The sequence below is a fragment of the Superficieibacter sp. HKU1 genome (genome assembly GCF_029319185.1).
GTDB lineage: Bacteria > Pseudomonadota > Gammaproteobacteria > Enterobacterales > Enterobacteriaceae > Superficieibacter.
In genome coordinates this window covers 4,837,155-4,849,859 of the sequence record NZ_CP119754.1, presented here as the reverse complement: position 1 = coordinate 4,849,859, position 12,705 = coordinate 4,837,155, and the positions used below count along the sequence as shown (strand labels likewise).

General features: G+C 52.4%; 14 protein-coding genes. 1 reads left to right on the top strand and 13 read right to left on the bottom strand.

What is annotated here, in order from left to right; all coding sequences use genetic code 11:
• Positions 1-71 precede the first annotated feature (71 nt).
• The 13 genes from P0H77_RS23050 to asnC all read right to left on the bottom strand — a co-directional run bounded on the left by P0H77_RS23050 (position 72) and on the right by asnC (position 11,562).
• The gene (locus P0H77_RS23050) at positions 72-491 is read right to left on the bottom strand and encodes a F0F1 ATP synthase subunit epsilon (protein WP_276160432.1); all 420 of its coding nucleotides are present in this window, start codon (positions 489-491) and stop codon (positions 72-74) included.
• A 20-nt stretch (positions 492-511) separates the two neighbouring features.
• A complete protein-coding gene (atpD, locus tag P0H77_RS23045; protein ID WP_176918553.1) occupies positions 512-1,894 on the bottom strand; it encodes a F0F1 ATP synthase subunit beta in 1,383 nt (460 codons plus the stop codon).
• 26 nt (positions 1,895-1,920) lie between these two features.
• Entirely contained in the window at positions 1,921-2,784 is an 864-nt protein-coding gene (gene atpG, locus P0H77_RS23040; protein ID WP_176918554.1) for a F0F1 ATP synthase subunit gamma, read from the bottom strand.
• Positions 2,785-2,834: 50 nt separating this feature from the next.
• Positions 2,835-4,376, bottom strand: coding sequence for a F0F1 ATP synthase subunit alpha (atpA, locus tag P0H77_RS23035; RefSeq protein WP_176918555.1), 1,542 nt, complete (start codon positions 4,374-4,376; stop codon positions 2,835-2,837).
• Between the two features lie 12 nt (positions 4,377-4,388).
• Complete coding sequence (gene atpH / locus P0H77_RS23030; protein ID WP_276160410.1) at positions 4,389-4,922, bottom strand: F0F1 ATP synthase subunit delta; 534 nt, start codon at positions 4,920-4,922, stop codon at positions 4,389-4,391.
• A 14-nt stretch (positions 4,923-4,936) separates the two neighbouring features.
• Positions 4,937-5,407: a F0F1 ATP synthase subunit B gene (atpF, locus tag P0H77_RS23025; protein WP_276160403.1), complete on the bottom strand. Its 471-nt coding sequence runs from the start codon at positions 5,405-5,407 to the stop codon at positions 4,937-4,939.
• 61 nt (positions 5,408-5,468) lie between these two features.
• On the bottom strand, positions 5,469-5,708 hold the full coding sequence (gene atpE / locus P0H77_RS23020) for a F0F1 ATP synthase subunit C (protein WP_049839447.1): 240 nt from the start codon (positions 5,706-5,708) through the stop codon (positions 5,469-5,471).
• Positions 5,709-5,755: 47 nt separating this feature from the next.
• The gene (gene atpB, locus P0H77_RS23015) at positions 5,756-6,574 is read right to left on the bottom strand and encodes a F0F1 ATP synthase subunit A (RefSeq protein WP_276160392.1); all 819 of its coding nucleotides are present in this window, start codon (positions 6,572-6,574) and stop codon (positions 5,756-5,758) included.
• Positions 6,575-6,582: 8 nt separating this feature from the next.
• Positions 6,583-6,963, bottom strand: coding sequence for a F0F1 ATP synthase subunit I (gene atpI, locus P0H77_RS23010; RefSeq protein WP_276165206.1), 381 nt, complete (start codon positions 6,961-6,963; stop codon positions 6,583-6,585).
• 615 nt (positions 6,964-7,578) lie between these two features.
• The gene (gene rsmG, locus P0H77_RS23005; protein ID WP_276160387.1) at positions 7,579-8,202 is read right to left on the bottom strand and encodes a 16S rRNA (guanine(527)-N(7))-methyltransferase RsmG; all 624 of its coding nucleotides are present in this window, start codon (positions 8,200-8,202) and stop codon (positions 7,579-7,581) included.
• A gap of 99 nt (positions 8,203-8,301) precedes the next feature.
• On the bottom strand, positions 8,302-10,191 hold the full coding sequence (gene mnmG / locus P0H77_RS23000; RefSeq protein WP_276160373.1) for a tRNA uridine-5-carboxymethylaminomethyl(34) synthesis enzyme MnmG: 1,890 nt from the start codon (positions 10,189-10,191) through the stop codon (positions 8,302-8,304).
• A 373-nt stretch (positions 10,192-10,564) separates the two neighbouring features.
• On the bottom strand, positions 10,565-11,014 hold the full coding sequence (mioC, locus tag P0H77_RS22995; protein ID WP_276160372.1) for an FMN-binding protein MioC: 450 nt from the start codon (positions 11,012-11,014) through the stop codon (positions 10,565-10,567).
• Between the two features lie 89 nt (positions 11,015-11,103).
• The gene (gene asnC / locus P0H77_RS22990; protein ID WP_276160371.1) at positions 11,104-11,562 is read right to left on the bottom strand and encodes a transcriptional regulator AsnC; all 459 of its coding nucleotides are present in this window, start codon (positions 11,560-11,562) and stop codon (positions 11,104-11,106) included.
• A gap of 150 nt (positions 11,563-11,712) precedes the next feature.
• On the opposite strand from asnC, the gene asnA reads away from it, so the two are divergent.
• Positions 11,713-12,705, top strand: coding sequence for an aspartate--ammonia ligase (gene asnA, locus P0H77_RS22985; RefSeq protein WP_276160370.1), 993 nt, complete (start codon positions 11,713-11,715; stop codon positions 12,703-12,705).

Here is a 12,705-nt window from a genome sequence, read left to right as displayed (position 1 = left end):
CGGATAAAAATTGAGAGGATAAAAAAAAACCAGTCTGTTTTCAGACTGGTTTTTTGCTTTTCAAGCCGGTGTTACATCGCTTTTTTGGTCAACTCGATAACGCGCAGTTTGGCGATCGCTTTGGCCAGTTCCGCAGACGCCTGAGCGTAATCCACGTCACCATGAGAGCTCTTAATGTGCTCTTCGGCCTTACGTTTCGCTTCCAGAGCTCGTGCTTCGTCGAGATCCTGGCCGCGGATCGCGGTATCAGCCAGTACGGTCACGCTGCCGGGCTGCACTTCCAGAATGCCGCCGGACAGATAGATGAACTCTTCATGACCGTGCTGCTTAACGATGCGAATCATACCAGGCTTAATGGCGGTGAGCAGCGGGGCGTGACCAGGATAAATACCCAGTTCACCTTCACTACCCGTTACCTGGATTTTCTCGACCAGCCCGGTGAACATTTGATGTTCCGCGCTGACGACATCCAGGTGGTAAGTCATTGCCATATCACCCTCCGATTAAGGCGTTAAAGTTTTTTGGCTTTTTCCACGGCTTCGTCGATGGAACCGACCATGTAGAACGCCTGCTCCGGCAGGTGATCGTATTCGCCTTCCATGATGCCTTTAAAGCCACGGATGGTGTCTTTCAGGGAGACGTATTTGCCCGGAGAACCGGTAAATACTTCCGCCACGAAGAACGGCTGGGACAGGAAGCGCTGGATCTTACGTGCGCGAGCTACAACCAGTTTGTCTTCTTCAGACAGTTCATCCATACCGAGGATGGCGATGATGTCTTTCAGTTCCTGATAACGCTGCAGGATGGACTGTACGCCACGCGCGGTGTCGTAGTGTTCCTGACCTACCACCAGCGGGTCCAGCTGACGGCTGGTGGAGTCCAGCGGGTCAACGGCCGGGTAGATACCCAGGGACGCGATCTGACGGCTCAGTACCACGGTTGCATCTAAGTGCGCAAAGGTGGTGGCTGGTGACGGGTCAGTCAGGTCATCCGCCGGTACGTATACCGCCTGAACGGAGGTGATAGAACCGGTTTTGGTGGAGGTGATACGCTCCTGCAGAACACCCATCTCTTCCGCCAGCGTCGGCTGATAACCTACCGCTGAAGGCATACGGCCCAGCAGTGCAGATACTTCCGTACCGGCCAGGGTGTAACGGTAGATGTTATCGACGAACAGCAGTACGTCACGACCTTCGTCACGGAATTTCTCTGCCATGGTCAGGCCGGTCAGTGCAACGCGCAGACGGTTTCCCGGCGGCTCGTTCATCTGGCCATACACCAGGGATACTTTATCGATAACGTTGGAGTCGGTCATTTCGTGGTAGAAGTCGTTACCCTCACGAGTACGTTCACCGACGCCTGCAAACACGGAGTAACCGGAGTGCTCGATCGCGATGTTACGGATCAGCTCCATCATGTTTACGGTTTTACCTACACCCGCACCACCGAACAGACCGACTTTACCGCCCTTCGCGAACGGACACATCAGGTCGATTACTTTGATACCGGTTTCCAGCAGTTCCTGAGAGTTTGACAGCTCTTCATAGGACGGTGCTGCGCGGTGGATCGCCCAACGCTCTTCTTCACCGATGTCGCCTTTCATGTCTACCGGTTGGCCCAGTACGTTCATGATGCGGCCCAGGGTAGCTTTACCTACCGGGACTTCGATCGGGTGTTCGAGGTTGGTGACGTCCAGGCTACGACGCAGGCCATCAGAAGACCCCATCGCGATGGTACGCACGATACCACCACCAAGCTGCTGCTGAACTTCCAGCACCAGTTTCTCATTACCATTTTGTACCTCAAGAGCGTCGTACACTTTTGGTACCGCATCCTGAGGGAACTCGACGTCAACTACAGCGCCGATTACCTGGACAATTTTTCCAGTTGCCATCTTGAATCCTCTACGTATTAACCTGGTTATACCGCAGACGCGCCACCGACGATTTCGGTGAGTTCCTGAGTAATGCTGGCCTGACGAGCTTTGTTGTATACCAACTGCAGCTCTTTAATCAGGCTGCCGCCATTATCGGTAGCGGCTTTCATCGCCACCATACGCGCGGCCTGCTCGCTGGCCAGGTTTTCTACCACACCCTGATAAACCTGAGATTCTACGTAGCGGCGCAGAAGGGTATCCAGCAGCGCTTTCGGATCGGGTTCATACAGGTAATCCCAGGATTTACGCTTCAGCTCATCATCTTCTGACGCGGGCAGCGGCAGCAGCTGAGTGATGGTCGGAACCTGAGACATGGTGTTGATAAACTTGTTATTAACAATATAAAGCTTGTCCAGACGGCCTTCATCGTAGGCCTGCAGCATCACTTTTACCGCACCGATCAGTTCGGACAGGGAAGGGTTATCTCCCATGCCGGTGACCTGCGCAACAATGTTGCCACCTACAGAGTTGAAGAACGATACGCCCTTAGAGCCGATCATTGCGATATCGCACTGAACGCCTTTGTCGGACCACGCTTTCATATCCGCCAGCAGTTTTTTGAACAGGTTAATGTTCAAGCCACCGCACAGACCACGGTCTGTAGACACCACCAGGTAGCCTACGCGCTTAACGTCGCGTTCTTCCAGGTACGGATGCTTATATTCCAGATTACCGTTTGCAAGGTGACCAATCACTTTGCGCATGGTATCTGCATAAGGACGGCTGGCCGCCATACGTTCCTGCGATTTACGCATTTTGGAAGCGGCGACCATTTCCATCGCTTTAGTGATCTTCTGCGTGTTCTGGACGCTTGCGATCTTACTACGTATCTCTTTTGCGCCGGCCATGAGCTTCTCCTCAATGCCTTGCGGCCTGTCCTGAGACAAGCCGCCAGACGTTACCAGGACTGGGTTGCTTTGAAGGAATCGAGGATGCCTTTCAGCTTGCCTTCGATTTCGTCGTTATAGCCGCCACTCTGGTTGATTTCCTGCATCAGGGAGGCATGATCACGGTCGACATAAGCCAGCAGAGCGGCTTCAAAACTACCGATTTTCGCCAGTTCGACATCAGCCAGGTAACCACGTTCAGCTGCGAACAGAACCAGAGACTGCTGCGCGACAGACATCGGCGCATACTGTTTCTGTTTCAGCAGTTCGGTCACTTTCTGACCGTGATCGAGCTGTTTACGGGTTGCATCGTCAAGGTCGGATGCAAACTGGGAGAACGCCGCCAGTTCACGATACTGTGCCAGCGCGGTACGGATACCACCGGACAGTTTTTTCATGATCTTGGTCTGCGCTGCACCACCCACACGGGATACGGAAATACCCGGGTTAACCGCAGGACGAATACCGGCGTTAAACAGGTTGGATTCCAGGAAGATCTGACCATCGGTAATGGAAATTACGTTGGTCGGAACGAACGCGGAAACGTCACCCGCTTGCGTTTCGATAATCGGCAGCGCGGTCAGAGAGCCGGTTTGCCCTTTCACTTCACCTTTAGTGAAGTTTTCAACGTATTCGGCGTTAACACGCGCAGCACGCTCCAGCAGACGGGAGTGGAGGTAGAATACGTCGCCCGGGAATGCTTCACGTCCTGGCGGACGACGGAGCAGCAGGGAAATCTGACGATAAGCGACAGCCTGTTTAGACAGGTCATCATAAATGATCAGTGCATCTTCGCCACGGTCGCGGAAGTATTCGCCCATTGCGCAACCGGCATACGGTGCCAGGTATTGCAGTGCAGCGGATTCAGACGCGGTTGCCACAACAACGATGGTGTTAGCCAGCGCGCCGTGCTCTTCCAGTTTACGTACCACGTTAGAGATGGTGGACGCCTTCTGGCCGATAGCAACATAGATACATTTGATGCCGGAATCGCGCTGGTTGATGATGGCATCGATAGCCAGTGCGGTTTTACCGGTCTGACGGTCGCCGATAACCAGTTCACGCTGACCACGACCGATTGGGATCATGGCGTCAACGGATTTGTAACCGGTCTGTACCGGCTGGTCAACGGACTGACGGTCGATTACGCCCGGCGCGATAGCTTCAACGGCAGAGAAGCCGTCGTTATCAACCGGACCTTTACCATCAATTGGCGCACCCAGCGTGTTCAGCACACGGCCCAGCAGGCCACGGCCAACCGGAACTTCCAGGATACGGCCAGTACACTTCACCTTCATGCCTTCGGCGAGGTCAGCGTACGGACCCATCACTACCGCACCTACGGAGTCGCGCTCCAGGTTCAGTGCGATGGCGTAACGGTTACCCGGCAGGGAGATCATCTCACCCTGCATACAATCGGCCAGGCCGTGAATGCGGATAACGCCGTCACTTACAGAAACAATAGTACCTTCGTTGTGAGCTTCGCTCACCACATTGAACTGAGCAATGCGCTGCTTGATCAGTTCGCTGATTTCGGTGGAATTCAGTTGCATGCTCCAGTCCCCTTAAGACTGCAAGACGTCTGCAAGGCGATCAAGACGGCCGCGTACGCTGCCATCAATGACCATATCACCCGCACGGATGATAACACCTGCCATTACAGACTTATCGATTTTGCAATTCAGCTTAACTTTGCGTGACAGACGTTTTTCCATCGCGGCGCTGATTTTCGTAAGCTGTTCGTCACTCAATGCGGTTGCAGAAGTGACTTCTACCTCTGCGATAGCCTCACTGGCTGCACGCAGGTGAATAAACTGCTCAAGAACATCGGGGAGCGCGTTCAGACGGTTGTTTTCAGCCATCACCCGGATCAGGTTCTGGCCGTTTTCGTCTAACTGCTCACCGCAGACTGCGATAAACGACTCAGCGAGCGTTTCCGGCGCTAATGCGCCAGAGAGAAGCTCTGCCATTTGTTCGTTCCTGGTAACCTCAGCGGCAAACGCCAGCATATCCTGCCAGCGCTGTACACTTTGGTGTTCAACGGCAAAGTCAAAAGCTGCTTTGGCGTAGGGGCGAGCTACCGTTACAAATTCAGACATCGGCCCCTCCCTCCTTACAGTTCAGCGACAAGTTTATCCACGATGTCGCTGTTAGCAGCTTCATCCACGGAACGTTCGATGATCTTCTCGGCCCCGGCCACAGCCAGGATAGCCACTTGCTTACGCAGTTCTTCGCGAGCGCGTTTACGCTCCGCTTCGATTTCTGCCTGAGCCTGCGCCACGATTTTAGCTCGTTCCTGCTCTGCTTCAGTTTTCGCTTCGTCCAGGATCTGAGAACGACGTTTGTTCGCCTGTTCAATGATTACCTGAGCTTCCGCCTTAGCTTTTTTCAGCTGGTCGGTCGCGCTGGCCTTTGCAAGGTCAAGGTCCTTATGTGCTCGTTCAGCAGAAGCAAGGCCGTCAGCAATCTCTTTTTGACGCTTTTCGATGGCAGCCATTAACGGCGGCCATACATACTTCATGCAGAACAGAACGAACAGGACAAACGCGATGGCCTGGCCGAGGATTGTTGCGTTAAGATTCACAGCACAATGCCTCTTATCTAGTTAACGTTCTGATAATTGCTTCTTGTACAAGCAATGCTTACTACGCGACAGCAAACATCACGTACAGACCCAGACCTACAGCGATCATCGGGATAGCATCCACCAGACCCATAACGATAAAGAACTGAGTACGCAGCAAAGGAATCAGATCCGGCTGACGCGCTGCGCCTTCCAGGAATTTGCCCCCGAGGATGCCGATACCGATCGCAGCACCGATTGCCGCCAGACCCATCATCACAGCGGCAGCCATGTACAGCAGATCAACATTCAGGTTTTCCATGACAATCTCCAGTTTGTTTCAGTTTAAAACATTTAGTGGTGGTAAAATTAATGCTCTTCAGACGCCATCGACAGATAGACGATCGTCAGAACCATGAAGATAAAGGCTTGCAGCGTAATAATCAGGATATGGAAAATGGCCCATGGCACATTCAGTATCCACTGTGACCACCACGGCAACAGACCAGCAATCAGAATGAAAATCAGCTCACCGGCATACATGTTGCCGAACAGTCGCAGACCAAGAGAAACCGGTTTGGACAGCAGGCTTACCCCTTCAAGGATTAAGTTGACAGGAATAAATGCCCAGTGATTGAACGGCTGTAGCGTCAACTCTTTCGTGAAGCCGCCGATGCCTTTCATTTTGATGCTGTAGAACAGAATAAGGATGAACACGCCCAGCGCCATGGACAGGGTGATGTTAACGTCGGCAGACGGCACCACACGCAGCGCTGGCAGGCCAAGATATTTCTCTGCAATGGTTGGCAGCAGGTCAATTGGCAACAAGTCCATGAAGTTCATCAGGAATACCCAGACGAAAATCGTCAGCGCCAGCGGCGCAATCAGCTTGCTCTTGCCGTGATACATGTCTTTCACGCTGCCGTGAACAAAGCCAATCACCAACTCAATAGCGGTCTGGAATTTGCCCGGTACGCCGCTGGTAGCACGCTTTGCTACGCTACGGAACATCACCAGGAACAACAGGCCCAATAACACCGAAAAGAACATGGAGTCGATATTGAGCGTCCAGAAGGTGGTCGGGGGGTTGTGCGGATCCACCAGCGTGAAGGTACGCAGGTCCAACTGAAGGTTATTCAGGTGGTGGCCTATGTACTCCTGCGGTGTTGAGATTTCTCCTGCAGACATGATGCCTCTTACCCTTTGTTGTTAATTACAGCTGGCGCAACTATCTGAACAACCAGCGCCAAAATCCACGTGACTATCAGCGGCAAGAAAACCGCCTTCAAAACCGCCAGCGCCATCACCAGTAAAGCAAAGGTCATGAGAACCTTGAAGCCTTCGCCAAGCGCGAAGCTCCAGGCCACCCGGCCTTTTGCTGGGGTATGGACCTGATGACGCCAGGCAAAAATCATAAACACACAGTTAGGCAGTAACACTGCCATGCCTCCACATACCGCGGAAGCGCCCCAGAAGGGGTCTTTGAGGCTAAACAGCAATCCACTTGCCATTATTGCCAGAAACTGAATGAACAGAAGCTTACGAGCAACGTTTCTACTCAAGAGCGACACAGACATCACGTTTTTACTCCTGCTCCCTAAGAGGTATGCCGCGTGTCGTATAAAACGTCCTTTGGGCCCCGGAGTCAAGCATCAAAAAGCGGTCAAATTATACGGTGCGGTCTCGTGATTTCAAACATTAAGTAGCGAAAAGGTGAATAAATGTTTAAATAATTTTCTGGAGGGCTATTTTTCACGTTTTCGCCAAAGTGTGAACAATCGAGCAAAAGTCCAAATAACGCGAAAACCCTGATGATAAAGCGTGCACCAGATCACATAATAAACATTTCCAGTTTCGTTTGCATGACAGCGTTCATAGCGCTGTTTTTCACATCCTGTTGATAATAATGTTTAAAAATAGTGAGATTACGTAAAACAGCGCCCCTTTTACCATAAACACCGCATTGACATTTATAATAAATATTTAACAAGTCACACCCGGTACCGCTTAACATTTTTAGCAGGCTGATATTTTCCATGTTGACTATTTTTCTGGTTAACAAAAAGAGCTCAGTTAAAATCAAGAGAACAAATAGTTAAGTCATAGTTAAATACAATCAAGCCTGGCATCTTTTCCCACTAAATTTTTTAACATTCTCCGGTGCGTTTTTTTTCTACTTTTTTTGATAAAAATTAAATTTTATTGTGGGTTAAAAGCACAAGATGACGCTCGCCTTCAAGTTCAGGAACCCGCAGTTTAATTACCGATTCGACAGCAAATTCAACGGGAAGCTGCGAAATCTCGTCGTCAGGTAATTGACCTTTTAGTGCGTAAAATCGCCCTTTCTCGCCCGGCAGGTGATGACACCACTGCACCATATCCGTCAGTGAAGCGAACGCCCGGCTGATGACGCCGTCAAAAGGTGGCTCAGCGGGGAATTCCTCTACCCTGCTCTGGACTGGCTGTACGTTATCCAGCTTCAGTTCGTGCTGTACCTGACGAAGAAAACGGACGCGTTTACCCAGGCTATCCAGCAAAGTGAATTGTGCCTCAGGACGCACGATGGATAGCGGGATCCCCGGTAGCCCTGGCCCGGTGCCCACATCAATAAAACGCGTCCCTTCGAGATAAGGCGCAACAACGACGCTGTCGAGAATATGGCGAACCAGCATCTCGTTCGGATCGCGTACCGACGTGAGGTTGTAGGCTTTATTCCACTTGTGCAGCATATCGACATAGGCAACTAGCTGGTTTTTCTGGTGATCGGAGAGCGAAATCCCTGCTTTGTCCAGCAGACGAGAGAGTTTGTTCAGCACGGTAAATACCTGTTTTAGATCTGCCGGATAGCGTCGTCATTTTATCCGGCATGAAGAACGTGTTACAGACCCGGTAAGCGGGGCTTACCGGGAAATATATCAGGCGCTGCGACGCAGCATGCCCTGTTTTTTTAACCACACCAGCAGGATAGAGATAGCCGCAGGAGTGATGCCGGAGATGCGCGAAGCCTGTCCGATCGACACCGGTTTATGATCGTTTAACTTGGCAATCACTTCGTTTGACAAGCCGGAAACCTGGCGGTAATCCAGCATCGCCGGCAGGAGCGTATTCTCGTTACGCTGCTGTTTTTCAATCTCGTCCTGCTGGCGAGCAATGTAGCCTTCGTATTTCACCTGGATCTCAACCTGCTCAGCGGCCTGCACGTCTTCCAGCGCTGGGGCGAACGGCGTCAGGGCCGTCAGTTGCTGATAGGTCATTTCCGGGCGACGCAGAAGATCTTCGCCACTCGCTTCACGAGAAAGCGGTGCGGCGAGGTGAGCGTTCACTTCAGCCGCTGAGTCAACGGAGGGCGAAACCCAGGTGGCTTTCAGACGCTGGCGTTCGCGCTCAATGTTTTCCAGCTTCTCGTTATAACGCGCCCAGCGGGCATCATCGACCAGCCCGAGTTCGCGACCCGCTTCGGTCAGGCGCAGATCGGCATTATCTTCACGCAGCATCAGGCGATATTCCGCTCGCGAAGTAAACATGCGGTACGGCTCTTTAGTACCCAGGGTACACAGATCGTCAACCAGCACGCCAAGATACGCCTGATCGCGACGCGGTGCCCAGCCTTCTTTCTCGGCGGAGAAACGTGCCGCGTTAAGACCGGCCAGCAGCCCCTGAGCGGCCGCCTCTTCGTAGCCGGTGGTGCCGTTGATCTGACCGGCAAAGAACAATCCCGCGATAAACTTGCTTTCCAGCGTCGGCTTCAGGTCGCGTGGATCGAAGAAATCGTACTCAATGGCGTAGCCAGGGCGCACAATTTTCGCGTTTTCCATCCCCTGCATAGAGCGGACGATTTGCATCTGTACATCAAACGGCAGGCTGGTGGAGATGCCGTTCGGATAAATTTCGTTTGAGGTCAGCCCTTCCGGCTCGAGGAAGATCTGGTGCTGGTTACGATCGGCAAAGCGCATCACCTTGTCTTCGATTGACGGGCAGTAGCGCGGACCAATCCCTTCAATCACACCTGCGTACATCGGGCTGCGATCGAGGTTACTACGGATCACGTCGTGGGTTTTTTCATTGGTATAGGTGACGTAGCACGGTACCTGACGCGGATGTTGATCCGCAGAGCCCATAAACGAGAACACCGGCATCGGGTTATCGCCGTGCTGCTGTGCCAGTACGCTGAAATCAATCGTCCGCGCATCGATACGCGGCGGTGTCCCGGTTTTCAGGCGATTGACGCGTAGCGGCAGCTCACGCAGACGGCGGGAAAGAGAGATCGACGGCGGATCGCCAGCGCGACCGCCGCTGTAGTTATCCAGTCCGATATGGATCTTGCCGTCGAGGAACGTTCCGACGGTCAGTACCACCGCTTTGGCACGGAATTTAAGCCCCATCTGGGTCACCGCGCCGACAACACGATCGTTTTCGACGATCAGATCCTCAACCGCCTGCTGGAAGATCATCAGGTTGGGCTGGTTCTCCAGCGCGGTACGCACGGCCTGGCGGTACAGCACCCGATCCGCCTGAGCGCGGGTGGCGCGAACGGCCGGACCTTTGCTTGCGTTTAGTATCCTAAACTGAATACCTGCCTGATCGATCGCTTTCGCCATCAGTCCGCCAAGCGCATCGACTTCTTTTACCAGGTGTCCTTTCCCAATGCCGCCAATCGCCGGGTTGCAGCTCATCTGCCCCAGCGTGTCGATATTATGCGTCAAGAGAAGGGTCTGCTGACCCATACGCGCTGCGGCCATTGCGGCCTCAGTGCCTGCATGACCCCCGCCAATGATGATGACGTCAAAAGGATCCTGATAAAACATGGTAATTTGCCTCGCGTAAAGCGGTGTTGAAAAGGATTGAAGCCCGGGCCGTGGATTCTACTCAACTTTAGTCGATCGAGAAAGCACCAGGATCCTGACTATTAAATAAAGAAGATCTTTATATAGAGATCTGTTTTATTATGATCTCTTATTAGGATCGCTATCCCTTGTGGATAAGTCGGATCCGGCATTAAAGATCAAGCCGTTAGTAAGGATCATTAACTGTGAATGATCGGTGATCCCGTTCAGTATAAGCTGGGATCAAAAGGGCGGGTTATACACAACTCAAAAACTGAACAACAGTTATTCTTTGGATAACTACCGGTTGATCCAAGCTTTTAACCAGAGTTATCCACATTCGATCGCACGATCTTTAAGCGTTTTTGAGTAAATTAATCCAGGATCCTAGCCAAATTTCCGCCGGATCCTCCGGAATGTCATGCTCAAGGACATTGATCTTCAGCGTTTCGCCGATCTGTTTTGCGCCACAGATCGTCATTTCTGCGTCCAGCTTTTCGATCGCACCACAGAACGTGTCATATTCGCGGCTGCCGAGACCGATTGCACCAAAACGTACCTGAGACAGATCGGGCTGCTGCGCTTTAAGCTCATCAAGTAAAGGCTGAATGTTATCCGGCAGATCGCCCGCACCATGCGTGGAGGAGATCACCAGCCAGATGCCGGCCGTGGACAATTCTTCCAGCAGCGGACCATGCAGGGTTTCGGTAGAAAAACCGGCATCTTCCAGCTTTTCAGCCAGATGTTCCGCTACATATTCGGCACCGCCAAGGGTGCTGCCGCTGATAAGAGTTATGTCTGCCATGAGAGCCCATCCTGTTAAAGAGGGGCTATTGTACGCTGTGTAGGAGCTGGGATCTACCTGTGGACAACAGGGGTATTAAAAAGAAAGGATCATGGGCGAATGGTACGCATGATCGGGTTTTGCAGGGAGATCAGCGTCTCAGTGGACTGAATTTCATCAATTGTTTGGATCTTGTTGATAAGTACCTGCTGTAACGCATCAATCGATCGGCACATAACCTTAATAAAGATGCTGTAATGTCCGGTGGTGTAATACGCTTCGGTCACTTCATCCAGACTTTCCAGCTTCGCCAGCGCGGAGGGGTAGTCTTTCGCACTCTTCAAAATGATGCCGATAAAACAGCACACGTCGTAGCCAAGCTGTTTTGGGCTGATATCTATGCGCGCGCCGGTGATAATCCCCGCCTGTTTCATTTTCTCAACGCGAACGTGAATCGTGCCGGGGCTGACGCCAAATTGCTTGGCCAGTTCAGCATAAGCGGTTCGCGCATTGACCATCAGCGCGTCGAGGATGCCGCGATCCAGATTGTCGATCTGATAATTTTCCATAGCTTTTTCTTATGAAGAATAGAGATTCACTCTATTTTAGCGCCTTATTTTAACGAATCAAAAGTTAGTAAGGCTTTTTGTTGTTGGATTATTGAATTGTATCCGCTTTTTGTTGCTTAATCATATTCAACAGGACGCAGGAGTATAAAAATGAAAACCGCTTATATCGCAAAACAACGCCAGATCAGTTTCGTTAAATCCCATTTTTCCCGTCAGCTGGAAGAGAAGCTGGGCCTGATTGAAGTGCAGGCTCCGATCTTAAGCCGCGTGGGAGACGGGACGCAGGATAACTTATCCGGCTGCGAAAAAGCGGTGCAGGTGAAAGTGAAAACACTGCCCGACGCCCAATTCGAAGTGGTTCACTCACTGGCGAAATGGAAACGTCAAACCCTGGGACAACACGACTTCAGCGCGGGCGAAGGGCTGTACACGCATATGAAGGCCCTTCGCCCCGATGAAGACCGGCTGACCGCCATCCACTCTGTTTACGTTGACCAGTGGGACTGGGAACGCGTAATGGGCGATGGTGAACGCCACCTTGCCACGCTGCATTCTACCGTTGAAGCGATTTGGGCAGGGATCAAAGCGACCGAAGCCGCAGTAAGCAAAGCGTTTGGTCTGACACCTTTCCTGCCGGATCAAATCCACTTCGTTCATAGTCAGGATCTGCTGTCTCGCTTTCCGGATCTGGATGCCAAAGGGCGTGAGCGGGCGATCGCCAAAGAGCTGGGCGCGGTATTTCTGATCGGCATCGGCGGTAAGCTCTCCGACGGTCAGCGTCACGATGTGCGCGCACCGGATTATGACGACTGGAGTTCCGCCTCTGCGTCCGGCGCTGCCGGTCTGAACGGCGATATTCTGGTCTGGAACCCGATTCTTGAAGATGCGCTTGAGCTTTCCTCTATGGGGATCCGCGTGGACGCTGAAACCCTGAAACGTCAGCTGACGCTGACCGGGGATGAAGATCGTCTGAAGCTGGAATGGCACCAGGCGCTGCTGCGCGGCGAGATGCCGCAGACCATCGGCGGAGGAATTGGCCAGTCGCGTTTAACGATGCTGCTGCTACAGTTGCCGCACATTGGACAAGTGCAATGCGGCGTCTGGCCTGCTCAGGTTCGTGAGAGCGTCTCCGCACTGCTGTAA